At 33.4% G+C, this 24,031-nt stretch carries 21 protein-coding genes; 4 read left to right on the top strand and 17 right to left on the bottom strand.

Annotation, left to right across the window (positions count from 1 at the left end):
- Positions 1–34 precede the first annotated feature (34 nt).
- Together G7A72_RS01815 and G7A72_RS01810 are read left to right on the top strand one after the other, a co-directional pair.
- On the top strand, positions 35–1,951 hold the full coding sequence (locus tag G7A72_RS01815) for a DUF294 nucleotidyltransferase-like domain-containing protein (protein WP_165151201.1): 1,917 nt from the start codon (positions 35–37) through the stop codon (positions 1,949–1,951).
- Positions 1,952–1,953: 2 nt separating this feature from the next.
- Entirely contained in the window at positions 1,954–2,550 is a 597-nt protein-coding gene (locus G7A72_RS01810) for a PolC-type DNA polymerase III (protein ID WP_113665786.1), read from the top strand.
- 8 nt (positions 2,551–2,558) lie between these two features.
- Here G7A72_RS01810 and G7A72_RS01805 read toward each other — a convergent pair whose 3' ends face one another.
- From G7A72_RS01805 to G7A72_RS01735, 15 genes are all read right to left on the bottom strand, one after another.
- The gene (locus G7A72_RS01805; RefSeq protein ID WP_165151200.1) at positions 2,559–3,050 is read right to left on the bottom strand and encodes a 4'-phosphopantetheinyl transferase superfamily protein; all 492 of its coding nucleotides are present in this window, start codon (positions 3,048–3,050) and stop codon (positions 2,559–2,561) included.
- 26 nt (positions 3,051–3,076) lie between these two features.
- A complete protein-coding gene (locus tag G7A72_RS01800) occupies positions 3,077–3,337 on the bottom strand; it encodes an acyl carrier protein (RefSeq protein ID WP_113665788.1) in 261 nt (86 codons plus the stop codon).
- Positions 3,338–3,391: 54 nt separating this feature from the next.
- Positions 3,392–4,663: a beta-ketoacyl synthase gene (locus G7A72_RS01795; RefSeq protein ID WP_165151199.1), complete on the bottom strand. Its 1,272-nt coding sequence runs from the start codon at positions 4,661–4,663 to the stop codon at positions 3,392–3,394.
- Between the two features lie 33 nt (positions 4,664–4,696).
- Positions 4,697–5,170 (bottom strand): 3-hydroxyacyl-ACP dehydratase FabZ family protein, encoded by a 474-nt coding sequence (locus tag G7A72_RS01790; protein WP_165151198.1) that lies wholly within the window; start codon positions 5,168–5,170, stop codon positions 4,697–4,699.
- 16 nt (positions 5,171–5,186) lie between these two features.
- The gene (locus G7A72_RS01785) at positions 5,187–6,239 is read right to left on the bottom strand and encodes a type III polyketide synthase (RefSeq protein ID WP_165153586.1); all 1,053 of its coding nucleotides are present in this window, start codon (positions 6,237–6,239) and stop codon (positions 5,187–5,189) included.
- On the bottom strand, positions 6,236–6,946 hold the full coding sequence (locus G7A72_RS01780) for a methyltransferase domain-containing protein (RefSeq protein ID WP_165151197.1): 711 nt from the start codon (positions 6,944–6,946) through the stop codon (positions 6,236–6,238). Before G7A72_RS01780 ends, G7A72_RS01785 begins: the two co-directional genes overlap by 4 nt.
- Positions 6,947–8,074, bottom strand: a complete 1,128-nt coding sequence (locus tag G7A72_RS01775; protein ID WP_165151196.1) for an NAD(P)/FAD-dependent oxidoreductase — start codon at positions 8,072–8,074, stop codon at positions 6,947–6,949.
- Between the two features lie 91 nt (positions 8,075–8,165).
- Positions 8,166–9,440: a mechanosensitive ion channel family protein gene (locus G7A72_RS01770; RefSeq protein WP_165151195.1), complete on the bottom strand. Its 1,275-nt coding sequence runs from the start codon at positions 9,438–9,440 to the stop codon at positions 8,166–8,168.
- 259 nt (positions 9,441–9,699) lie between these two features.
- A complete protein-coding gene (acs, locus tag G7A72_RS01765) occupies positions 9,700–11,607 on the bottom strand; it encodes an acetate--CoA ligase (RefSeq protein ID WP_165151194.1) in 1,908 nt (635 codons plus the stop codon).
- A gap of 527 nt (positions 11,608–12,134) precedes the next feature.
- Positions 12,135–13,604, bottom strand: coding sequence for a ketol-acid reductoisomerase (gene ilvC / locus G7A72_RS01760; RefSeq protein WP_113665795.1), 1,470 nt, complete (start codon positions 13,602–13,604; stop codon positions 12,135–12,137).
- Between the two features lie 55 nt (positions 13,605–13,659).
- Positions 13,660–14,193, bottom strand: coding sequence for an acetolactate synthase small subunit (gene ilvN, locus G7A72_RS01755; protein ID WP_121365410.1), 534 nt, complete (start codon positions 14,191–14,193; stop codon positions 13,660–13,662).
- A gap of 94 nt (positions 14,194–14,287) precedes the next feature.
- Positions 14,288–15,982, bottom strand: a complete 1,695-nt coding sequence (gene ilvB / locus G7A72_RS01750) for a biosynthetic-type acetolactate synthase large subunit (RefSeq protein ID WP_165151193.1) — start codon at positions 15,980–15,982, stop codon at positions 14,288–14,290.
- A gap of 130 nt (positions 15,983–16,112) precedes the next feature.
- Complete coding sequence (ilvD, locus tag G7A72_RS01745; protein ID WP_165151192.1) at positions 16,113–17,786, bottom strand: dihydroxy-acid dehydratase; 1,674 nt, start codon at positions 17,784–17,786, stop codon at positions 16,113–16,115.
- A 64-nt stretch (positions 17,787–17,850) separates the two neighbouring features.
- Positions 17,851–18,966: a 3-isopropylmalate dehydrogenase gene (leuB, locus tag G7A72_RS01740; protein ID WP_165151191.1), complete on the bottom strand. Its 1,116-nt coding sequence runs from the start codon at positions 18,964–18,966 to the stop codon at positions 17,851–17,853.
- Positions 18,967–19,004: 38 nt separating this feature from the next.
- Positions 19,005–20,180: a 2-isopropylmalate synthase gene (locus tag G7A72_RS01735; RefSeq protein ID WP_113666057.1), complete on the bottom strand. Its 1,176-nt coding sequence runs from the start codon at positions 20,178–20,180 to the stop codon at positions 19,005–19,007.
- A 154-nt stretch (positions 20,181–20,334) separates the two neighbouring features.
- Between G7A72_RS01735 and G7A72_RS01730 the strand changes: the two genes are divergently transcribed.
- Complete coding sequence (locus tag G7A72_RS01730) at positions 20,335–21,879, top strand: hypothetical protein (protein ID WP_165151190.1); 1,545 nt, start codon at positions 20,335–20,337, stop codon at positions 21,877–21,879.
- Between the two features lie 92 nt (positions 21,880–21,971).
- Here G7A72_RS01730 and G7A72_RS01725 read toward each other — a convergent pair whose 3' ends face one another.
- On the bottom strand, positions 21,972–22,262 hold the full coding sequence (locus G7A72_RS01725; RefSeq protein WP_165151189.1) for a putative quinol monooxygenase: 291 nt from the start codon (positions 22,260–22,262) through the stop codon (positions 21,972–21,974).
- Positions 22,263–22,264: 2 nt separating this feature from the next.
- Positions 22,265–22,858 carry an NAD(P)H-dependent oxidoreductase gene (locus G7A72_RS01720; protein ID WP_165151188.1) on the bottom strand — a complete coding sequence of 198 codons (594 nt, stop codon included), beginning with the start codon at positions 22,856–22,858 and terminating at the stop codon, positions 22,265–22,267.
- A gap of 96 nt (positions 22,859–22,954) precedes the next feature.
- Between G7A72_RS01720 and G7A72_RS01715 the strand changes: the two genes are divergently transcribed.
- Positions 22,955–23,848 (top strand): LysR family transcriptional regulator, encoded by an 894-nt coding sequence (locus G7A72_RS01715; protein ID WP_165151187.1) that lies wholly within the window; start codon positions 22,955–22,957, stop codon positions 23,846–23,848.
- The last annotated feature ends 183 nt before the right edge of the window (positions 23,849–24,031 follow it).

The raw sequence follows: 24,031 nt of genomic DNA, 5'->3' as shown, positions 1-24,031 counted from the left end.
TTTACAGAAATATAGATTATTTATTTGTTACACTATGAATACAATTGCTGAACACATTGCTGATTTTTTAAAGGAATATCCACCATTTAATCACTTGACATTTGAAGAGTTATCTGAAATTGCAATCAGCATTCGCGTTGTAAATTTGGAAAAACACAAAATATTATTTCAAATCAATGATCTATTGCATGATAGCTTTTATGTAGTAGCTTCGGGAGTGATTAATTTATCTGTTATAGCTGATGCTGAGGAAACATTATTAAACAAATGTAACGAAGGAGATATTTTTGGATTACGCCCGTTTTTTGCCAAAAACAATTATATGATGACCGCTAAAGCGAGAGAAGAAACTATTGTTTACGCTATTCCCATAGCTACTTTTCGCCCTTTTGTAGCCAATAATTCTGAAGTTTTAAATTTCTTATTGGAAAGTTTTGCCGTTAACACCCGTAATCCAAAAGACAAAGAAAATCTAATAGGAAAATTGATTTCTGATAATGTGTTCTATTCGGATCAGCAATCGGAAATGCAATATTTTCAATCATTATCCTATAATACTTCCCCTTTAAAAACAATGGGAACAGCACTTGTAAAAGACGTTGCGCAATTAATGACCGAATCATTAAAAAATAATATCGTAGTATGCGATAATAATATCCCTTTGGGGATCATTACCGATACGGATATGCGTTCTAAAATAGCCACTGGTAGATATCCAGTAACTGTTTCAGTGGATAAAATCATGTCATCACCAGTGATCACAGTAGTTGAAAATGTTTCTCTTGCGGAAGCTCAATTGTTGATGTTAAAGCACAATGTGACTCATTTGTGTGTAACTCATGATGGAACTGACAAATCAGAAGTGAAAGGAATTATATCAGAGCACGATTTAATAGTGGCTCAAGCCAATAATCCAGGGGTTTTGATCAAAGAAATAAAACGTTGCCAGTCACCAAAAGAACTAAAACAAATTCGGGAACGCCTCACTGATTTAATTCAGACTTCAATTTCTAAAAATATTCCGCTTTCCCATATTTTCAATGTTGCCAGCGAGATTAATTTAGCTATCATTAAACGCTCCGTTGAATTATCTATTTTGGATTTAGGCTCTCCTCCTGCCCGTTTTGCGTGGTTAAGTATAGGAAGTCAAGGAAGAAAAGAACAATTACTGTTAACGGATCAGGACAGTATCTTAATTTTTGAAGATGTTGCTGCTGAAAAATATCGTGAAGTAAAAGATTATTTCCTTAGACTTGGAAAAAAGACAACTGCAACACTAGAAAAAATAGGTTATGAATTATGTCCAAACGGACACATGGGAAGCAATATGCTTTGGTGTAAATCCTTGACTGATTGGACAAAACAATATGACAGTTGGATGAATACTCCAGGTGAAAACAGTACTGATTTAAGTAGTATTTTCTTTGATTACGAAATTACTTTTGGCGAACAAAAAATTGAAGATGCCATAGGAAATGTTGTTTTTAAAAATGCCAAAAACAATACGCTCTTTTTTGATTTCTTTGGTAATGATGCTTTGAGAAAAAATTCACCATTGACTTTTTTCAAGAATTTTATTGTGGAAGAAGAAGGTTCTAACAAAGATAAATTTGATATCAAAACTCGTGCTTTGATGCCTCTGATTGATGGTGCACGTTTATTTATTTTAAATTTTGATATCCGAGGAATCAATAACACTTTTCAAAGGTTCAAACAATTATCCATTACGGATCCAAAACATGCTGAAATTTATCTAAATTGTGCGGAAGCATTTTTAATTTTATCCAAATTTAGAACTCTCGAAGGTTTAAAGAATGATAACTCCGGTCAATTTATAAATTTGAATGAACTTTCAAAAATTGATAGAGAAAAATTGAAAAATGCCTTGGCTCCAATGAAGGAATTAGAAGAATTAATTAAAAGTAAATTTCAACTGACTCAATTTTCATAATTATGTTAGACTGGCTAAAAAATATTAACAAAGAATATCCTGAATTTTGGAAAACCTATGTTTCTAAATTTGATAAAAAATCCACTCGATTTGTTGTTTTCTCCACTGAAACTTCGGGATTAAATCCTGATAAAGATGTCATTATGTCTATTGGATCATTTGCTGTTACTAATGATAGTATTGCTATTGGTGATAGTTTTGAAGCAGTTTTATTACAATATAAATTCTTTCATGATAACGGTCTTTCTAATGAATTTTTAGTAGAAAGTAAAATGAAAAAATTGGGGGAGCCTGATGCTATAAAATCCTTTGTTGAATTTATCGGAAACTCTATTTTGGTAGGACACCATATAGATTTTGATGTTGAAATGATCAATGCAGCCCTGGAACGATTAGATTGCGGTCGTTTGAAAAACGAAGCTCTGGATGTTGATGTTATGCATCGGAAACTTAATGATATTAATGACAAACAATTTTCACTAGATGAACTTTGTGCAGTTTATAATATTCCTAAAAGTGACCGAAATTCTTCAGCTGAAGATGCTTATAAAACGGCTTTATTGTTTTTGAAATTGAAATCCAGATTGGGTATAAAGTAATATTTTCTTTAATCCATCAGCGTTATTCCTTTCCAAAATCTTCCGTGATGAGTTATGGAAACTGGTTTTTTTATTTTTGAAGTAGAATCAATTATAAAAGGTATTCCGTTATTTTTATAGATTTCATCGGAAGAACTAATATTTTCAATCTTGTCGAAATGTTTTTTTTCTGCAACGGCAATTGTATAGATTGAATCGTTTTCAATTTGACTTTGAGTGAAATATATTTTCTTTTTTATGGAAACGCTTCCCAAAGTTGCGTTTTCGAAAGAACATTCCAGTTGTAAAGGAAAAAAACCTCGAATACCAGTTTCACGATTGTAGATTTTATAAGCTGCTTCCTTTCGGGACCATAAATTCCAAACCATGATTTCTGGTTTCGCATCATTCAAAATCATTTGTTGCTCGTTTTTAGTAAATATTTTATCTAAAAATCGGTTGCGTTGCCAGTTACTTTCTTTTTTGGCTAAAGCCAAATCTACTATGTCGTTTCCAATCATTTTTTACTGACTTTTTTACTGCTAACTCACGAATTTTTCTCTGATAATTTATTCTCGATAATTTCCATTGCTGCTTTTACATTAATCATGCGTTCCATAGCCTCATTATCAATTACAATGTCATATTTCTCTTCGATATCTAAAATCACATCTACTAAATTAGCAGAATTGATTTTCAGATCATTTATAAAATCAGTATCTTCTGTAAGGCCATCAAAAGCTTCTTGGTTTTGAATATACGGCTTTACTATGTTTTTTAATTCTTCAATTGTTTGTTCTTTATTCATAATTTTTTTCTTTTTGTTACTGTTTTCAATTCGAGATTAGCTTTAAAATTTTGATTAATTGTATTTCTTAAAAATCACACATCCATTCACATCTCCAAAACCAAAACTGGCCTTTGCAATTATATTCAATTCCTTTTCAATCAGCTGTTGTGGTATTCTCGATTCATCAATAATTGCTGTAATTTCAGGATGTAAATCGGCACAATTGATGTTCGGAAAAACAAATCCGTGATGCAATTGCAATACCGAAGCCACACTTTCTATACTTCCCGCACCGGACAAACAATGACCTACCATTGATTTCAAAGAGTTTATGTATGGGAAATCTTTTCCATTTCGTGCTAAAGCTTCGCTCCAATTCTGAATTTCTAAACTGTCTTTGGAAGTGGCTGTCAAATGTCCGTTGATTGCATCGATATCATTGGCAGTAATTCCTGCATTTGCCAAAGCATTTTGAATGCATTTCTGCACAGCAATAGGATTTGGCGCAGTCATCGTTCCTAAACCGCGTTGCCCGCCAGAATTTACATTTCCTCCCAAAACTTCAGCATAGATTGTAGCACCTCTGTTCAATGCGCTTTCTAAATCTTCCAAAACCAAAGCCCCTGCTCCACTTCCGGGAACAAATCCTGAAGCACTTGCTGACATTGGTCTTGAGCCTTGTTCCGGATTTTCATTATGTTTAAAAGTACAGACTTTCATCGCATCAAAGCCACCCCAAATATAAGGACCTGAATCGCTTGTGCTTCCTGCCAAAATGCGTTTGGCCAGACCGGATTTTATCCTTTCATACGCCATCAAAATACTCTCCGTTCCTGTTGTACAGGCCGACGAATTAGTAGACACTTGATTTCCTAGTCCTAATTTCCCTCCCAGATATGCACTCACGCCACTATTCATGGTTTGAGCTACGGCAGTACTGCCCAATCTTCTCGTTTGAAAATCATCTATTTTATAAATGCTTTCCCGAAATTTATCAATTCCTGATGTTCCTGTACCAAAAATAGTTCCGCTATCCCAATCCGGTTCTTCATTTATTTCCAAAGATAATCCTGCATCTTTCCAAGCGTCAATTCCAGCAATTACACCGTATAAAATCCCCGTAGAATTAAAGTTTCTTAACTCTAACTCAGAAAAATATTTTAAAGCTAATTCAGTAGAAATGGCTGGTTTTCCAGCTATTTGACATGAAAACTGCAATCGTTCCAACTCAGCGTCGTGCTTAATCCCCGAAATTCCATTTTTGATGGCATGTGTAAACGCATCAAGTCCTACTCCATTCGGAGCAACAACACCAAGACCCGTTATAACTACTCTTTTATTCATATAAAATTTAATTTCAATGACATTTTCGACAGATTATTTTAATCCAATTTCGGCTCCCTCTCCTTTGGAGAGGGCTGGGGAGAGGATCATTCCGGCAATTGTTCCTGTACAAACCTCTTCTCCGTTTTCGTTTTTCATAATGACTTTACATTTTAATTTTCCGAATCTAAAGTATACTTTTTTTGAAATTACGGTCACTTTTTCTTTAGGAAAAACAGGTTTTAAAAACTCTATTTCTGTTGATGTTAAGGCGATTGAAGTGTTTTTATTAAATGAATAATTCAATAAAAAAATACCTAAACAAACCAAACCAATTTGCGCCATAACTTCCGTTAAAATAACTCCTGGAGTTACTGGATATTCTTTAAAATGTCCTTTGTAAAAATCAAGATTTTCATCAAAAGTATAGGTTCCTTCTACCCCATTTTCATTGATTTGAAGAATTTCGTCTGCAAACAAAAACGGTTTAGAATACGGTAATTTTGATATAATTTCTTGGTTAGTCATATTTTTGAATACTGATTTAAAACTGCAATAAAACGCGTTGGGCTGAAAAACCCGGACCAAAACTCAGCATTAACCCTTTTTCTCCTTTTTTAGGCTGCTCGTCCATTATTCGCTCTAAAACATATAAAACCGTTGCGCTTGACATATTTCCATACAAACGCAAAACTTCTTTAGTATCGTCTATATTTTTACCTAAACTAGAAAACAAACTTTCAACAGTTTGGACAATTTTCTTTCCTCCTGGATGAAAAATCAAATGATCAATATCTTCTATTTTTAAATTGTTTTTTTCTAAAAATGGATGAATAATATCGGGAAAATGAGAAGCAATCGTTTCTGGAACTTCAATATCCAAAACCATTTGCAAACCAGAATTGGTAAGTTTAAAACCCATCATGTGGATATTATCATAGAAATGATACATCTCCTCTGATACAATTTCCGGTCCCTCATCATCTTCATGTGAAGAAAGTAAAACGCAGGCTGCTCCATCACCAAAAATAGCAGCACTTACTATATTTGCCATCGAGAAATCATCTAATTGAAAGGTTGCCGTGGGGCTTTCTACTGCAATCACAGCAGCACGTTTTCCAGGATTGGCCTGCAAAAAGTTTTTAGCATAAATGATCCCCGAAATCCCGGCAGCACAACCCATTTCAGTAACGGGAAGCCGAACGATATCCTGACGCAATTTTAACTTGTTAATAAGATAAGCATCCAATGAAGGAATCATGATTCCAGTACAACTTACTGTAATGATGTAATCTAAATCTTCAGGGTTCCAACTGGCTTTTTCTAACGCTTTTTCCAATACTTTTTCGCCTAAATCAATCACTTCACGAACATAAATATCGTTTCTTTCTTCAAATGAAGTTTTGGTAAATACTTCAATTGGATCCATAATGGAATACCGTTTATCAACTGCTGCACCTTCAAAAATTTTCTTTACTTTTCTAATGAAACGCTCGTCTTGTCCAACGAGCCAAGCATCCAAAAAAGGAATAATTTCATCTGTATTTCGGGAATATTTAGGTAACTGTTTAGTAACGGTTTTGATTTTTACACTCATATTTTTGAAATTATCCATTGGTAACGAAAAGCCCATTTCCAATGAATTTTATAGTTTTTAAAATTTAATTTTTCCGAGAACTCTATCAATTCCTCTTTTTTAAAACCTCTTAAAATTGAAGTTAATCCGTCTTCTCGAGACATATCATTCAATTGAAATACGAAACATAAAGCTTGAAATAAACGATAGGCAATTATACTTCGATGCAAATCATTGATTACAATTCCGATGGATGCATTATTATGAAAAACATTCAATAACTGCATGATTTCATCGTCTTTGAAATGATGTAATGTCAAAGTACATAAAACAATATCATATTTCAATTCCTTAAATGATTCATTAAAAATATCTTCACAACGATAACTAATATTAGCGTATTTATTTGATAATTTCCGTGCATGCGAAATTGTAAAATTGTTGGCATCGATACCTATCAACCGAAAATTAAGATTGTTTTTAAGTCCAAAATCAGCTAAAGTCCGCAACATATCGCCATTGCCACAACCTACGTCCACGATTACAATTGCTTTTGATTTGGAATTCTGAATCAGTTCTTGTACTCCTTTTAGAGTTAATTGATTTCCGCCTAAAAGCTGATTGATTTTGGCTATTTTATCCAAAGCATCGCGTAAGATCTCACCTTCCATGGCAAAATCATCCATGATTTCCGGTTTATCAGTTCTATATTTCGTATTTATCGCCATTTATGAGTCGAGAATGATTGGTTTTCCGTGAGTTTTTTTGATGATTTTAGGCAATAAAAACGGAAATATAATTAATATACGCATCAATACGGATGAAAGTTTTTGCTTTTGTAATAGATTCGATAATAATCGACCAATTTTAAGTCTTTTTCTAAAGTTTACATTCCATTCATGAATGTATTTTTCTTCCAGTTCATTTCTGGATTTGATTTCATTGGTATAATATTTCTGCACTAATTCTGAAACAATTTTGGCACTATGAATTGCCATTGCCATTCCATTACCGCACAAAGGATGAATTAATCCTGCGGTATCGCCAATCATTAAAATATGATTTTCAACTGTTTGTTTTCTTTCGAAAGATATTTGGCTTATGGTTAAAGGCTTTTCAAAAAGCAAACTACTGTCTTCGAAAATTACTCTTAAATGAGGGTTTTCAGAAACGATACTGTTCTGATATTCTTCTATATTTTTGAACTGTTTAAAAGTTTTATAATCGGCTAAATAACAGATGTTAATCCTATTATTTTCTACTTTAGAAACACCACAATATCCGCCTTTGAAATTATGTAGTCCAACTACATCATTTGGAAAATCTCCAGAATAATGTGCTTTGACCGCTAACCAATATGATTTTTTAGTTATAAAATCCCGATTCATTTTTTGATCTACATTGGAACGTTTGCCAAAAGCGCCAATAACTATTTCTGATTTTAAAATGCTATTATTAGTAGTAACTATAAATTGATTGTCATTAAATAGTATATTTTCAACATTGTCTTGAATAATTTTACATCCGTTTTCAAGAGCTTTTTTATACAAATATTCATCTAAAGTAAAACGACTGATTCCAAAACCACCAAGTGGTAGATTACTTTTAATTGTTTTTCCGCTTGCTGTTGAAAACTCAAGTTTTGTAATATTTGTAGGTTTTAAATCGCTTATTTTTAAATCCAACCAATTAAGATACGGTAAAACCTCATTAGAAATATATTCGCCACAAACTTTATGTTTTGGATAACTATTTTTTTCGATAATCGTTACTTGAAGTCCAATTTTGGACAAATGAATCGCCGCAGTCAATCCTGCTAAACCACCACCAATAATTAAAACTTCTTTATTTTTCATATAGAAGTAAATTTATGGATTTGTTCGAGAAAGCAACTATATTATTTCATATAAAACTTACATAATTATTTGATATTGAATAAGTCCTAAATTATCTGTTAATATTTCTAAAGTCTTTTCCTGTGGGTTCTTCAAAAACCTCCAATTCAAACTCCGAAGTAATGGTAAATAGATGATCAAAGATATCGGATATAATATTTTCATACTTTAGCCATTCTTTTTCTGCGCTAAAGCAATAAATTTCTAATGGTAGTCCCTTTGAAGTAGATTCTAGCTGGCGCACCATTATAGTCATGTCTTTATTAATATCAGGATGGGCAGTAATATATTTTTCAGCATAGATTCTAAAAACACCTATATTGGTAAATCTTCGAAGGTTTACAGAATCTATTTCATTGTCAATTATTTTAGAATTAAATTTTTGAACATCATCTCCTTTCTTAGTGATATAATCTTGAATTAGTTTATATTTTTTGAACTGGGAAAGCATTTTTTCATCACAAAACTGAAAACTGCTAACTTTTAAATAAATCGCTCGTTTTATTCGTCTTCCGCCAGAGTCACTCATACCACGCCAGTTCTTAAAAGAATCCGTTATAAATGCATATGTGGGTATTGTAGTAATTGTTTTATCCCAATTCTGAATTTTTACAGTATTTAAATTGATTGACAATACATCACCGTCCGCGTCATATTTTGGCATCGAAATCCAGTCTCCGACTCGGACCATATCATAGACGGACATTTGAATACTGGCTACAAACCCCAAAATGGTGTCTTTGAAAATTAAAAGCAAAATAGCGGTCATGGCTCCCATTGCGCCTAGAAAATAGAAAGGACTTTTTCCTAAAACTAAAGATAAAACCAGAATTCCTCCAATAAAATAGACTACAATTTTAAGTACTTGAATGTAGCTGGTAATAGGTTTGTCTTTTAAAATTATGATCTTGGATAGAATTTCATCAAAGACTGATAGTACGGTGATAGCTAAATTAATTAGTACTAAAATTATAAAGATATTGGATAGAAGTACTACAAAATCAGTTAACGTTGGGAAATCTGCAAAAATAGAAGGAGAAATTAAAACAACGATGAAAGCAGGTATCAAGTAAGCTATTTTTTCAAAAACTCTTTTTTCTATGAAAACATCATCCCAAATTACTTCTGTTTTTAATAAAAATTTATGTAAAAAACGAACAATAACTATTTTCGTAAAATACCAAGATAAAAAGCATATTATAGCTAGCACCAAGATTAGTGTCAAAAGTTTTAAATATAAGGCTGGGACTGGTTCTAAACCAAAATCGTCAATAAATAATTTGTCTAACCAGAGTGCGATGTTGTATTTTTTTTCGATTTGAATCATTGGTAATTTAACTTTAAATGTAAATATAGCTTTCCTATTTTAAGCAGTCAAAAACAACAGCTGCATTGGGTTTACATTAACATTTTATATTTTTATCTGTATTAGTTTTCATATCTTCAAATTGTATTAGAATCTTGATATATGGGTTTTTAGAACTAAAAACCCTTTCAAAATTTGATTATTTGAAAGGGTTTTATATTAAAAATGGGATCTTTATAAAAAGGTTGTTCTAAACTGTTTTTTTATTTAAAATGCTATGTTACAACTTTCCTTCTTTTATTTCCTCTACAATCTCAGGATTTAATAACGTTGATATATCTCCAAAGTTCGAATAGTCTCCTTCTGCAATCTTTCGCAGAATTCGTCTCATGATTTTTCCAGAGCGGGTTTTAGGTAAACCAGAAACAAACTGAATTTTATCTAATTTCGCTATTGGCCCAATATGATCCGAAATGTGTTGATTAATTTCTTTGGCCAGATTTTCTTTATTTCTGGTTTCTCCAGTTTCTTTAAGAATTACAAAACCATACAAAGCATTTCCTTTGATATCGTGCGGGAAACCTACGATTGCTGATTCAGCCACAGCTGGATGCTCATTAATTGCGTCTTCGATAGGTGCTGTTCCCAGATTATGACCTGAAACAATTACCACATCATCCACACGTCCTGTAATTCTATAATATCCTACTTCATCACGCAAGGCTCCGTCTCCAGTGAAATATTTACCAGGAAAAGCAGTGAAATACGTGTCTTTATAACGTTGATGATCGCCCCAAATAGTTCTGGCAATTCCAGGCCAAGGAAATTTAATACACAAACTTCCTGTGACTTGATTCCCTTCAATTTCGTTGCGCTTTTCATCCATCAAAACAGGCTGAACTCCCGGTAATGGTAAAGATGCGTATGTTGGTTTTGTTGGAGTTACAAAAGCAATTGGCGAAATCATAATTCCTCCTGTTTCTGTTTGCCACCAAGTATCTACAACAGGACATCTTTTATCTCCAACGTGGTCATTATACCAGTGCCAAGCTTCTTCATTGATTGGTTCACCTACTGATCCAATTACTTTAAGCGACTTTAATGGATATTTTTGTACAAATTTTATATTTTCTTTTGCTAAAGCACGAATAGCAGTTGGTGCTGTGTAAAACTGTGTGACTTTGTGTTTTTCAATAACTTCCCAAAAACGACTAAAGTCAGGATAAGAAGGAACTCCTTCAAAAATTACTGTCGTTGCACCGTTCAATAATGGTCCATAAAGAATATACGAATGTCCGGTAATCCAACCGATATCGGCAGTACACCAAAAAACATCATTTTCTTCATAATTGAAAACATTTTTAAAAGTATAAGCCGTGTACACCATATAACCTGCTGTAGTATGCACCATTCCCTTTGGTTTTCCAGTAGAACCGGAAGTGTACAGTATAAATAATGGATCCTCAGCATCCATGATTTCAGCAACATTATTATCTGAAGCTTGATCTAATAGCGGTTGCAACCATTGGTCACGACCTTCTTTCATATTAATATCTGTGTGAATTCTTTTGGCCACTAAAACTTTTTCGACACAAGGACATTTTTCTAATGCTTCATCAATTATTCCTTTTAAGTCAATCGTTTTATTTCCACGAAAACCGCCATCTGAGGTGATAACCATTTTACATTCACTGTCATTGATGCGACTTGCTACTGCTGTGGATGAAAATCCTGCAAAAACTACAGAATGTATAGCACCAATTCTAGCACAAGCTAATACAGAAACGGCTAATTCTGGAATCATTGGTAAATAAATACAAACTCTATCTCCTTTTTTTATGCCTTGTTCACGCAATACGTTTGCCATTTTGCAAACACGTTGGTGCAATTCATTATAAGTAATATGTAGTGCAGTTTCTGTTGGATCATTTGGTTCAAAAATAATTGCTGTTTTTTCTCCTCTTTTGGCAAGATGCCTGTCGATACAATTTTTGACAATATTAACTTTTGCTTCGGTAAACCATTTGATATCGGCTTCAGCCATATTAAACTCAACAACTTTATCCCATTGTTGGTACCAAGTGAAATTTTCTTCTGCAATTTTACCCCAAAATTTTCTAGGTTCACGAACTGATTTATTGTAATGTTTAAAATATTGTTCTAGATTTTCAATTTTGTAGTAGCTCATGTTATAATTTTTTATAAAAGTATTAAATCTCTCGCTATTCTTATAACTATTTAAATTATTAATACTTACAAAAAAAAATAGATTTGCAAATAAAAAAGCACTTTTAATACTAATTTGTTTAAATTTTGCTGTTTTTAGAAAAATAAGTAAAACACAAAAAGGCGAGATAGAATTAAATCCACCTCACCTTCTGTATCAACAAAATTTAACAACAATTATTTTAGTACTATAAACGATGATTTTTGAACAATAATCAACCAAAACTATTTCGTTCCAATCAAGGATTTCTACTACTAATTTTTTAGCATGAAATATTAGAAATCAAACATAATATTTCTTCTACTTCCCATTTTTTTTAATAGGGACTACTTCACTTAACTTCAAGCTCGTTTAAAGTTAAGTGAATGTACAAGCATCCATATCCATTTATCTTTTATTAATAAGTTTTAACTAATTCAAAATATTATGAAATCAAATGATATAGTGCTAATCCCTGCACACCCTCATGTGTGGTAATTCCTGTTTTATTATCCTATTTTTTTCATAGCGGTCATCGATTCTCTCAACCATTCCCCTACTTCCTCAATTGGATGTTGACGAATACTTTTGTTCACCGCAATAAGAACCGCATTATCTACTCCATTTGAAGTTGAAAAAGGTTTACCTATAACATTAGTATCTACCGTTTTCATGAAATCAGTTAATAACGGTTTACAAGCATGGTCAAATAAATAACAACCATATTCTGCCGTGTCGGAAATGATTCTGTTCATTTCATATAATTTTTTTCTCGCTACTGTATTAGCAATCAAAGGCAATTCGTGTAACGATTCATAATAGGCAGATTCTTCAATGATTCCTGTTTGCGTCATGGTTTCAAAAGCCAATTCTACACCTGCTTTTACCATTGCAATCATCAAAACACCATTGTCAAAATACTCTTGCTCCGAAATATCGGCTGTTGTAGGAGCAGTTTTTTCGAAGTTAGTTTCTGCAGTTGCAGCTCTCCAAGTCAACAAGTTGATGTCATCATTAGCCCAGTCAATCATCATATTTCTTGAAAATTCACCAGAAATAATATCATCCATATGTTTTTGAAACAACGGACGCATGATGTCTTTTAATTCATCTGCTAATTCATACGCTTCAATTTTTGCAGGATTTGACAAACGATCCATCATGTTTGTAATTCCACCATGTTTCAAGGCTTCAGTTACTGTTTCCCAACCATACTGAATTAATTTTGAAGCATAAGCAGGCTCGATTCCTTTTTCAACCATTTTATCAAAACATAAAATAGAACCTGTTTGTAACATTCCACAAAGAATGGTTTGCTCTCCCATTAAATCCGATTTTACTTCGGCTACAAATGAAGAGTTCAATACTCCAGCTTTGTGACCACCGGTAGCAACTGCATAGGCTTTAGCTTGTTCAAAACCTTCTCCGTTTGGATTATTTTCTGGGTGAACCGCGATTAAAGTTGGTACACCAAAACCTCTTTTATATTCTTCACGTACTTCAGATCCTGGACATTTAGGCGCACACATAATTACAGTGATGTCTTTACGAATTTGCATTCCTTCCTCGACAATATTAAAACCGTGAGAATAAGCCAAAGTTGATCCGTTTTTCATCAAAGGCATGATTGCGGTAACTACAGCAGTATGTTGCTTGTCTGGCGTAAGGTTACAAACCAAATCAGCTGTTGGGATTAATTCTTCATACGTTCCCACTTTGAATCCATTATCAGAAGCATTTTTGAAAGAAGCTCTTTGCTCTGAAATTGCATCAGCGCGCAATGCATAAGAAATATCCAATCCAGAATCTCTCATGTTCAATCCTTGGTTCAAACCTTGTGCTCCACATCCTACAATAACTACTTTTTTTCCTTCTAAAGCTTTTATTCCATTTACAAATTCAGATTGATCCATGAATTCGCAAACGCCTAATTGTTCTAATTGTAATCTAAGTGGTAATGAATTGAAATAATTTGCCATTTTTTATTATTTAATGATTGTAAATTTTATAGTTGATAAGTTTAATTATTGAAAACTAAACCGGTTCTTGTTTAAGTTCTTCTAATAATGTTGAAATTTCCATTTTTGCTTTGGAAACCGATATTCTTCCGGAGCGCACAAATTGCATGATTCCAAAAGGTTTCAATTTTTCATATAACGATTCTATTTCAGCACGTTGTCCTGATTTTGAAATCACAAAAAAGTCTCTCGCAACCGTAACTATTTCAGAGTGACTTTCTTTAATTATATTCTGAATTTGTTTTTCATCAAAAAGCAAGCTCGACTCAATTTTGAATAATGCATTTTCCAAGAAAATAGTTTCTTCATCAATATGATAAAATGCTTTAATTACTTCGATTTGTTTTTCGATTTGTCCTACTATATTTTGCACCCATTTTTCGGTTGTATTAACCACAATGATAAATCTGGAAACATTTTCAATTTCAGATTCGGATACATTTAAACTCAAAATATTGATATGGCGTTTCAAGAATATTCCAGATATTCTGTTTAGTAAGCCAACGTTGTTTTCTGAATAAACAGAAATGGTGAATGTTTTATTTTCCATTTTTTTATGTTTAAAGTTTTATCGTTTAAAGTTTAAAGTTGCGCAACATTATTTTCGGGTTCCAACAACTTTAAACCTTAAACTTTAAACTATTTTAGGACAAACGAATGTCCGAAACCGATGCTCCTGTAGGAATCATTGGGAATACGTTATTTTCTTTTTCTACCATAACTTCAAGAAAATAAGATTCTTTTGAAGCCATCATTTCGGCAACGGCAGCATCAAGATCTTCTCTTTTAGTTACTTTTTTCGCTTTGATATAATAGCCTTCAGCAATGGCTATAAAATTAGGATTGATCATTTCCGTAGAAGCGTATCTTTTGTCAAAAAACAATTGTTGCCACTGACGTACCATTCCTAAAAATTCATTGTTCAAGACCACAATTTTCACAGGAACTTTTGTCTGAAAAATAGTTCCTAATTCCTGAATAGTCATTTGAAAACCTCCATCACCAATTATGGCTACCACTTCACGATTTGGCATTCCCATTTTGGCTCCAATTGCAGCCGGTAAAGCAAATCCCATAGTTCCTAAACCACCTGATGTTACATTACTTTTTGTCGAATTGAATTTGGCATAACGACACGCAAACATTTGGTGTTGTCCCACATCCGAAACCATAATGGCATCTCCTTTAGAATGTTTGTTAATCATTTCAATCGTTTCTCCCATAGAAATTCCTTCTCTCTTTGGTTTTAACTCGTCATTGATTACCGCTTCTAATTCTATTTCATATTTCTCTTTAAATTCATTCTGCCAAGCTTCATGAGAGTTACTTTCAATTAAAGGAAGTAAAGCTGTTAAAGACTCTTTTAAGTCAGCCAAAACTGCTACAGTAGTTTTTACGTTCTTATCTACTTCGGCAGGATCAATTTCAAAATGAATTACTTTGGCTTGTTTTGCATACGTAGATAAATTTCCCGTAACACGATCGTCAAAACGCATTCCAAGCGCAATTAAAACATCACATTCATTCGTCAAAACATTTGGTCCGTAATTTCCGTGCATACCCACCATTCCTACATTTAATGGATGATCTGTTGGCATTGCCGAAAGTCCTAAAATAGTCCAAGCTGCCGGAATTCCTGATTTTTCAACCAAAGCTTTTAACTCAGCTTCCGCTTCACTAAGAATTACTCCTTGACCAAATATGATAAATGGTTTTTTAGCAGTATTAATTATTTCAGCTGCTTCCTTAACCTTATCAAGATTTAAAACTGGTTTCGGATTGTAACTTCTAATACTGGTACATTTTTTATAGCTGAATTCAATTTCGTCAAACTGAGCATTTTTTGTAATATCAATTAAAACTGGACCTGGACGACCTGATTTAGCGATGTAAAATGCTTTTGCCATGATTTCAGGAATTTCTGAAGCTTCGGTAATTTGATAATTCCATTTGGTTACAGGAGTCGAAATTCCAATGATATCTGTTTCTTGAAAAGCATCAGACCCTAGTAAATGCTTTCCTACTTGTCCTGTAATACAAACCATAGGAGTCGAATCAATTTGAGCATCAGCAATTCCAGTAACTAAATTTGTGGCTCCCGGCCCCGAAGTTGCAATCGCCACTCCCACTTTTCCTGTTGCTCTTGCAAAACCTTGTGCAGCATGTGTAGCTCCTTGTTCATGACGCACTAAAACGTGGTGTAACTGGTCTTTAAATTTATATAATTCGTCGTAAACTGGCATTATAGCTCCACCTGGATAGCCATAAACCAAATCTACTCCTTCTTCTAATAAGCATCTAATAACGGCTTCGGCGCCGGATATTTTATTTGTTCCCATGGGTACGTTTATTATTTTTCCTCCCCCCTTACCCCCTCCGAAGGAGGGAGAGCCGAAACTGGCATAGGGGAATTTATAGTTATTATTTGTTGCTCAACTCCCACCCCTTTGGGGAGGGCTTGGATGGGGATTATTTATCGGTTACACATCCTTCAGAGGCACTTGTGACCGAACGAATATATTTAAGTAACACTCCTTGTTTAATTGGTGATTCTGGTTTTTTCCAATTGGCTTTACGTTTTATGAATTCTTCGTCAGATATTTTCATATTGATAGTATTTTTCACAGCATCAATTGAAATCACATCTCCGTTTTCTATTAAAGCAATTCCTCCGCCTTCATAGGCTTCTGGTGTAACGTGTCCTACTACGAAACCGTGCGAACCTCCAGAAAAACGTCCGTCAGTAATTAAAGCAACAGTACTTCCTAAGCCAGCTCCCATAATTGCGGATGTTGGTTTAAGCATTTCAGGCATTCCCGGACCTCCTTTTGGACCACAATATCTAATAACAACCACATTTCCTGGTTTTACTTCGCCTCCTCTAATTCCTTTAATCACATCATGCTCGTTTTCAAAAACTACTGCTGTACCTTCAAAAAACTCACCTTCTTTGCCGCTAATTTTAGCCACACAACCTTCCGAAGCAATGTTTCCGTATAAAATTTGAATATTTCCAGTAGCTTTTAATGCTTTTTGGATTTCATGAATCACTTGTTGTCCATCATTCAAATCAGGAACAGAAGCTAAGTTTTCAGCAATTGTTTTTCCGGTTACCGTTAAACAATCTCCATGTAAGAAACCTTCTTTCAATAAATATTTCATTACTCCTGGAACACCACCAACATTATGCAGGTCTTCCATCAAGTATTTACCGCTTGGCTTCAAGTCAGCAAGTAATGGAGTTTTATCACTAATATCTTGGAAATCTTTTAAGGTAAGATCAACACCTACTGAATGTGCCATTGCAATTAAGTGCATAACCGCATTAGTAGAACCTCCTAAGACAGCCACAATTGTAATTGCATTTTCGAATGCTTTTCGAGTCATAATGTCTCGAGGCTTGATATCTTTTTCTAATAATATTCTGATGGCTTTTCCAGCATCAGCACATTCTTGTTTCTTTTCTGGACTCAAAGCAGGATTAGAAGAGCTGTAGGGCAAACTCATTCCTAAAGCTTCAATCGCAGATGACATGGTATTAGCAGTATACATTCCACCACAAGCACCTGCACCTGGACAAGCATTTTGAATCACACCTTTAAAATCTTCAGGTGTAATAGTGTTATTGAATTTTTTTCCTAATGCTTCAAAAGCAGAAACAATATTCAAATCTTCACCTTTCCATTTACCTGGGTGAATAGAACCTCCATAAACCATAATAGAAGGACGATTGACTCTACCCATAGCCATTAAAGCTCCTGGCATATTTTTATCACAACCCGGAACAGCAATCATTCCGTCGTACCATTGTGCTCCCATAACTGTTTCAATAGAATCTGCAATTACATCACGAGAAACCAAAGAAAAACGCATTCCATCATTACCATTTGAAATACCGTCACTGACACCAATAGTATTGAAAATCAAACCAACTAAATCTACTGCCCAGACGCCAGTCTTAATATCTTTAGCCAAATCATTTAAGTGCATATTGCAAGGGTTTCCATCATAACCCATACTCACAATTCCTACCTGCGCTTTTTTAAGATCTTCTTCAGTTAATCCAATTCCGTACAACATGGCCTGAGAGGCTGGTTGTGTTTCATCTTGAGTAATAGTCTTGCTGTATTTATTTAATTCCATTATGTGTTAGTTTGTAGGTAATATGTTTTTCTGAAAAATTACAGTTAATATCAATTATTTATTTTTAAACTATTGTCGATTGGCCTATATAGACATTGTCACTTTTAAAATATAAGTCGTCTTTACTTAAAATGTAATTTGAAATAAAGTCTCCCACTTCATTGGTACCAAATTTTGAATACGGATTCAAATCGGCAGTGACGACATTTAATTCGATTGCTTTATGGACCGCTTCGTATACTTTTTGAGATTCGATATGAAGACCGAAATGTTCCAAAAGCATTGCAGCACAAACTATCGAAGCAATAGGATTCGCAATATTCTTTCTTTTGGCTTCCGGATAAGAGCCGTGAATAGGCTCAAAAAGCGCACTTGAGTTTCCTAAGGATGCGGATGGCAGTAATCCAATTGAACCTGTAATTACACTCGCTTCGTCCGATAAAATGTCACCAAATAAATTTTCGGTCAAAATGACATCAAATTGTTTTGGATTAATGATGATTTGCATCGCAGCATTATCAACTAAAAGAAATTCTAGAGTTACATCAGGATATCCTTCCGCAATTTCTGTTACTACTTTTCTCCACAATCTTGACGTTTCAAGGATACTGGCTTTATCAACCAAGGTCACTTTTTTCTTTCTTTTTTGAGCTGTCCTGAAAGCCAAATGACTGATTCGAATAATTTCTTCTTCTGAATATTCACATAAATCAGAGGCTAAAGTTCCTTGTTCATTGGTCTTTTTTTCGCTGAAATAAGATCCTCCAGAAATTTCTCTGAAAATTATAAAATCAGCACCTTCGATAATTTTTCTTTTTAAAGGAGACAAATCTAATAAGTCGTTGTATGGTTTAATAGGTCTTATATTGGCATACAATCCTAACGCTTGTCTCAATTTTAATAATCCTTGTATAGGACGCAATTTAGAATCTGAAACAGCATCATATTTTGAGTCATCAACAGCTCCAAATAATATGGCATCTGTATTTAAACAAAGATTTAATGTTTGCTCTGGTAATGGTGTTCCGGTCTTTTCAACAGCAATGGCGCCAATTAAAGCATCTTCAAAAACAAACTCATGATCAAACACCACACCTACTGCATACAATGCTTTTTTTGCTTGTAAGATTACCTCCGGACCTATTCCGTCTCCTGAAAGTACTGCTATTTTTAAGTTCATACTTGTACGATTTAGATTTTAATAAAAATTAAAATATCTTAGTTAAGGAGTAATTCCTTGTTCATTTTACAGGCTTCAATTATTTGATGAATGTCATCATCAATAACTTCCTTTTTAATATCAGCAAACTTTAAAAATTCGACATAAACCACATCTAATTGTACTTTTGTAAGTTCATATCCAACTTTTTTGGCTCTGTAGGCCAATGCTGCCCTACCACTTCTGGCAGTTAACACTATTGAAGATTCATTTACACCTACTTCTAAAGGATCCATGATTTCATAAGTTGCTCTGTTTTTTATCACACCATCCTGATGAATTCCGGAGCTGTGTGCAAAAGCATTAGCACCAACAATCGCTTTATTGGGTTGAACCATCATTCCCATACTTTCAGAAACCAATCGGCTCATTTCATTCAGCTGACGAGTATTGATATTCGTATCTAAATTCAAATACGGATGTTGTTTGAAAATCATCACCACTTCTTCAAGAGCAGTATTTCCGGCTCTTTCACCTATTCCATTTATCGTACATTCTATTTGTCTGGCTCCATTCACTGCTCCTGCAATTGAATTTGCTGTAGCCATTCCTAAATCATTATGACAGTGACATGATAGGATTACGTTTTCAATCCCTTTGACGTTTTCTTTTAAATACTTAATTTTTGCACCATATTCTTCCGGCAAGCAATATCCTGTTGTATCCGGAATATTAAGTACAGTTGCACCTGATTTAATCACTTCTTCACAGACTCGAGCCAAAAATTCATTGTCCGTTCTACCGGCATCTTCAGCATAAAATTCTACATCTTCAACATACGATTTGGCATGGGAAACGGCAAATTTTGCTCTGGCAATTATATCTTCTCTTGTTGTATTTAATTTGTGGACAATATGTGATTCCGAAGTTCCTATTCCAGTATGTATACGAGGTCTTTTTGCATATTTTAATGCCTGAGCCGCAACATCAATATCATTTTTCACTGCTCTTGTTAATCCGCAAACAATAGCATTTTTAACAACCTTACTTATTTCTGAAACAGATAAAAAATCACCTGGACTTGACACAGGAAAACCAGCTTCGATGATGTCAACACCCATTTCGTCCAGTCGATTTGCTATAACGAGTTTTTGATTGGTATCTAACTTACATCCTGGGACCTGTTCGCCATCTCTCAAAGTGGTATCAAAAATTTGAACTTTCTCTCTATTCATTTTCATTTATTTAATGTAATTTCACAACTTGATAACAAAAATATCTTTCATTACTTTATTATAAAACTCAATTTAATGAAATATACTGCTTATAAAGCAAACAATAACTTTACAACTATTTGATTAACAGTAAATTAAGTTACTATATTCTACAATGGCTAACCATCAAAAAGATTTCTTATTTGTATTAATAAAATCACTTTCAAAATCTGAAAAAAGACAATTCAAGATTTTTGCAAGCCGATTAGAAACAAGTTCGAATACAAAATTCATCGAATTATTCAATATTTTAGACAAATCAGAAGTCTATGATGAGAAACTTATTCTGAAAAGCGGTATCATTAAAAAAGTACAATTATCGAATCTAAAATCATATTTGTACAAACAAATTTTAGTGAGCATCCGATTGAATATTCCCAGCCAGAACATTCGGTATCAACTGAGAGAACAAATTGATTTTGCTGCCATATTGTACAATAAAGGGTTGTACAAGCAGAGTTTAAAAATCTTGGATAAAACAAAAATTTTAGCTTTAGAGAATGATGAAAAACTCATGGCCTATGAAATTGTAGAATTCGAAAAACTTATCGAATCACAATACATAACACGAAGTATTCAAGGACGAGCAGATGAATTGGTTATTCAGGCCAAAGAACTCAATTATCGCAATACCATTTCCAGTAAATTATCTAACTTATCCCTTCAATTATATGGGATAATGCTTAAAACCGGTTATGTGAAAAGTGATGAGGAATACAAATATATAGACGATTATTTCCATAAACACATTTCTAAATTTGATGAGAAAAAATTCGGATTTAGGGAGAAATACTGGTTTTATAACGCCAATCTTTGGAGAAGTTTTCTGGTACAGGATTTTCTTTCCTGCTATAAATATTCTTTAAAATGGGTGACGCTGTTTTATGATAATCCAAGTATGATCCATTTAAATCCTGTGTTTTTCCTAAAAGGAAACCATTATTTATTAGAATCTTTATACATGTTGAAATACAAATCTAAATTTAAAAAGTATTTAGAGTTGCTGGAAGATACTATTAAAGATTCCCATTTCCCGGTGAATGATAACATTGCGTCTTTATCATTTTTATATGTCTATAATAATAAATTGAATTACCATATTCTGGAAGGTACTTTTGCAGAAAGCGAATACTTAATTCCCGAAGTATTAAGTAAATTAAAAATTCACACGGACCATCTTGATGAACATCACGAAATGTTGTTCTATTATAAATTTGCGTCAATTTATTTTGGGAACGAAAAATATGCGGAGTGTATCTTTTATTTAGAGAAAATCATAAACAACAAAAATCTTTCGATGCGAGAAGATTTGATGTGTTTCGCCAGAATACTCTGTTTGATTGCGCATTATGAATTAGGGAAAGATTATTATCTGGAAAATCAGTTGAAGAACACCTATAAATTCCTAATCAAAATGAATGATTTACATGAAGTGCAAAAAGAAATCATTAAGTTTTTAAAGAATTTAAACTCCATTTATCCAACAGATATCAAAAAGGAATTTGTAAAAATGAGAGCGCGCTTTATAGAATTGGAAAAAAACACATACGAAAAAAGAGCTTTCCTTTATCTCGATATTATTTCTTGGCTCGAAAGCAAAATTGAAAACCGAAAAATCAGTACCATTATTAAGGAAAAAGCAAAATTGATTAATCGATAAGACTTTATATGACTAAAGGAGGTTCAAAACCTCCTTTTTGTTAATTTATATTTTTTAAAAATTGTTATATCAAAGAATAATACCCTCAATTATTACGCTAATTTGTCCGTTCTAAAAACAATTGGAGTTTCTTGCAACAATGTTTTTGCTTTTTCAAAAAAAGATTGAATGTAAGATTGCTGATTGTGGCTATCCAAACCGTTTTGATTTTCCCAAATCTCATGAAAAATAAAAGTATTAGCATCATCACAATTTTGATGCAAATCGTATTGTTTGCAAGCCGCTTCTTGAGTTGATTTTTCAACTAATTCCAGTAATAGCGATTTTACTGTAGCTGTATTTTCCGGTTTACTTTTAAGAATAACTGTTAGATTGATTGCCATAATTAATTTAAAAATAGTTGTGTTAAATGGTTTTGATACACTTTAAGATCATTTTCAACATTTGCATTTTTTTCAATGTCATGAAAGTGAATACTTTGTAACGGTTTCATACCTGTAAAAGCATTCATTCTGTGAAAACCAAATAATGGTCCTTCATCCACACTGTGCTGATTGAAAAATTCTCCCGGTAAAGTAAAAGCTTCTTTTGGAGCATTCCAAGAGGTGGTTAACATATATTTTTTGCCATAAAGCATTCCTCCTGTTCCGTAATTGATTGTCGGATTTTCCGATGAACGACCGTCACTTTTGTAAATCCCTTTGGCATGACCTTCAGTAAAAACAACATCAATGTATTTTTTAAATCCATGTGGCAACTGGAACCACCATATTGGCGTATGATAAATAATTACATCAGCCCAAACAAATTTCTCCACTTCTGCAGCAGGAATATAATCATCATTGATGTTCGTTGTTTGTACTTCAAAACCGCTATTATTTTTGAAAAAATTCAAAGTTTCATTCGAAATGGTTTCATTAAATCGTCCTCCGGAATGGCCAAATTTTTGTCCGCCATTGATTATAAATATTTTTGTCATGATTTGTATTTTTAATTTGATGATGCAAAGTTAGAACGAGAATTTCTATTATTAAAATAACATAATTCATACCTTTGTATCATAATTATAATAGTTATGGTGAATTTAGAATGGTATCGAACGTTTAAAGCAGTTTACAAAACAGGAACTTTAACAAGTGCTGCGGAAGAATTATTTATTTCACAGCCTGGTGTGAGTCTGCATTTGAGTTCCTTGGAAACTTATGTAGGCTATAAATTATTTGACCGAACAAGTCGAAAAATGGTTCCCACCGAAAAAGGAAAAGTGCTCTACAATTTCATCATTGAAGCATTAACCAAACTGGAAGAGGCCGAGAAAAATTTTCAAAGAAGCACAGAGAAAAATACGCCAACCATAAGTGTGGGAATGTGTTTTGAAACATTCCAAATCACACTGGAACAGTATATTTCGACGTTACCATTTAATGTGATTATTCAATTTGGAGAATATCCTGAAATGGTAGAAAATCTTGAAAAAGGAATTCTCGATTTAATTATCACTCCCCAAATGGTCGTTAAAAACGCCATTGAATATCAGGCATTTTCATCCGAAACTATTGTACTTGTTGGTGGAAGCGAAATTGACGATTTAGAATTCAATTCGATAGCAAAAAAGGGAGATATTCAAGCAATTGAACTTTGGCTAAAGCACCAAAAATGGTACGGAACTACCGGAGATATGGAACATTTGCGTCGTTTCTGGCAATTAAATTTCAATAAACATCCTGATTTCAGACCTAATTATATAGTTCCAAATCTAAATTCTATTATACGTTGTTTGAGCAGTGGTAAAGGATTGGCTGTTGTTCCTGATTTTCTTTGCCGAAAAGAAATTGATAAGGGAACGATCAAACTGATTTGGGAAGGGAAAACACCACTAAAAAACACGCTCTATTTTGCAACCAGAAAAAAAACAATGTATGAGGAAGAAATCGCTTTGATTAAGAAAATTTTCATCGATTTGAACTAAAATTTGTTATTCTGGAAATATAGTTTAATTTTATAAATCATTAAATTTTAAACTTATGAATGGATTTTTCAAAACAATATTAGCAGGTTACGGAGCCAAAAAACTAGGCGGTGGCTGTTTTGGCACAATTCTAATTTTTATTATTATCTATTGGATATTAGGTTATTTTTAGAATTAAAACCC

It is taken from the genome of Flavobacterium sp. Sr18 (assembly GCF_011064265.1).
GTDB classification, from domain to species: domain Bacteria; phylum Bacteroidota; class Bacteroidia; order Flavobacteriales; family Flavobacteriaceae; genus Flavobacterium; species Flavobacterium petrolei.
The sequence above is the reverse complement of the archived record's forward strand: the minus strand, read 5'-3'. Positions and strand labels throughout refer to the sequence as shown.

Bases quoted from the DNA above. Each gene is read 5' to 3' on its own strand.
- ilvB (WP_165151193.1), bottom strand. From the start codon at position 15,982: ATGGGAACAAATAAAATATCCGGCGCCGAAGCCGTTATTAGATGCTTA.
- leuB (WP_165151191.1), bottom strand. From the start codon at position 18,966: ATGAACTTAAAAATAGCAGTACTTTCAGGAGACGGAATAGGTCCGGAG.
- G7A72_RS01730 (WP_165151190.1), top strand. From the start codon at position 20,335: ATGGCTAACCATCAAAAAGATTTCTTATTTGTATTAATAAAATCACTT.
- G7A72_RS01790 (WP_165151198.1), bottom strand. From the start codon at position 5,170: ATGACTAACCAAGAAATTATATCAAAATTACCGTATTCTAAACCGTTT.
- G7A72_RS01785 (WP_165153586.1), bottom strand. From the start codon at position 6,239: ATGAGTGTAAAAATCAAAACCGTTACTAAACAGTTACCTAAATATTCC.
- G7A72_RS01725 (WP_165151189.1), bottom strand. From the start codon at position 22,262: ATGGCAATCAATCTAACAGTTATTCTTAAAAGTAAACCGGAAAATACA.
- ilvN (WP_121365410.1), bottom strand. From the start codon at position 14,193: ATGGAAAATAAAACATTCACCATTTCTGTTTATTCAGAAAACAACGTT.
- G7A72_RS01715 (WP_165151187.1), top strand. From the start codon at position 22,955: ATGGTGAATTTAGAATGGTATCGAACGTTTAAAGCAGTTTACAAAACA.
- G7A72_RS01720 (WP_165151188.1), bottom strand. From the start codon at position 22,858: ATGACAAAAATATTTATAATCAATGGCGGACAAAAATTTGGCCATTCC.
- G7A72_RS01775 (WP_165151196.1), bottom strand. From the start codon at position 8,074: ATGAAAAATAAAGAAGTTTTAATTATTGGTGGTGGTTTAGCAGGATTG.
- G7A72_RS01810 (WP_113665786.1), top strand. From the start codon at position 1,954: ATGTTAGACTGGCTAAAAAATATTAACAAAGAATATCCTGAATTTTGG.
- ilvC (WP_113665795.1), bottom strand. From the start codon at position 13,604: ATGGCAAATTATTTCAATTCATTACCACTTAGATTACAATTAGAACAA.
- ilvD (WP_165151192.1), bottom strand. From the start codon at position 17,786: ATGGAATTAAATAAATACAGCAAGACTATTACTCAAGATGAAACACAA.
- G7A72_RS01795 (WP_165151199.1), bottom strand. From the start codon at position 4,663: ATGAATAAAAGAGTAGTTATAACGGGTCTTGGTGTTGTTGCTCCGAAT.
- G7A72_RS01770 (WP_165151195.1), bottom strand. From the start codon at position 9,440: ATGATTCAAATCGAAAAAAAATACAACATCGCACTCTGGTTAGACAAA.
- acs (WP_165151194.1), bottom strand. From the start codon at position 11,607: ATGAGCTACTACAAAATTGAAAATCTAGAACAATATTTTAAACATTAC.
- G7A72_RS01815 (WP_165151201.1), top strand. From the start codon at position 35: ATGAATACAATTGCTGAACACATTGCTGATTTTTTAAAGGAATATCCA.
- G7A72_RS01780 (WP_165151197.1), bottom strand. From the start codon at position 6,946: ATGGCGATAAATACGAAATATAGAACTGATAAACCGGAAATCATGGAT.
- G7A72_RS01805 (WP_165151200.1), bottom strand. From the start codon at position 3,050: ATGATTGGAAACGACATAGTAGATTTGGCTTTAGCCAAAAAAGAAAGT.
- G7A72_RS01800 (WP_113665788.1), bottom strand. From the start codon at position 3,337: ATGAATAAAGAACAAACAATTGAAGAATTAAAAAACATAGTAAAGCCG.
- G7A72_RS01735 (WP_113666057.1), bottom strand. From the start codon at position 20,180: ATGAATAGAGAGAAAGTTCAAATTTTTGATACCACTTTGAGAGATGGC.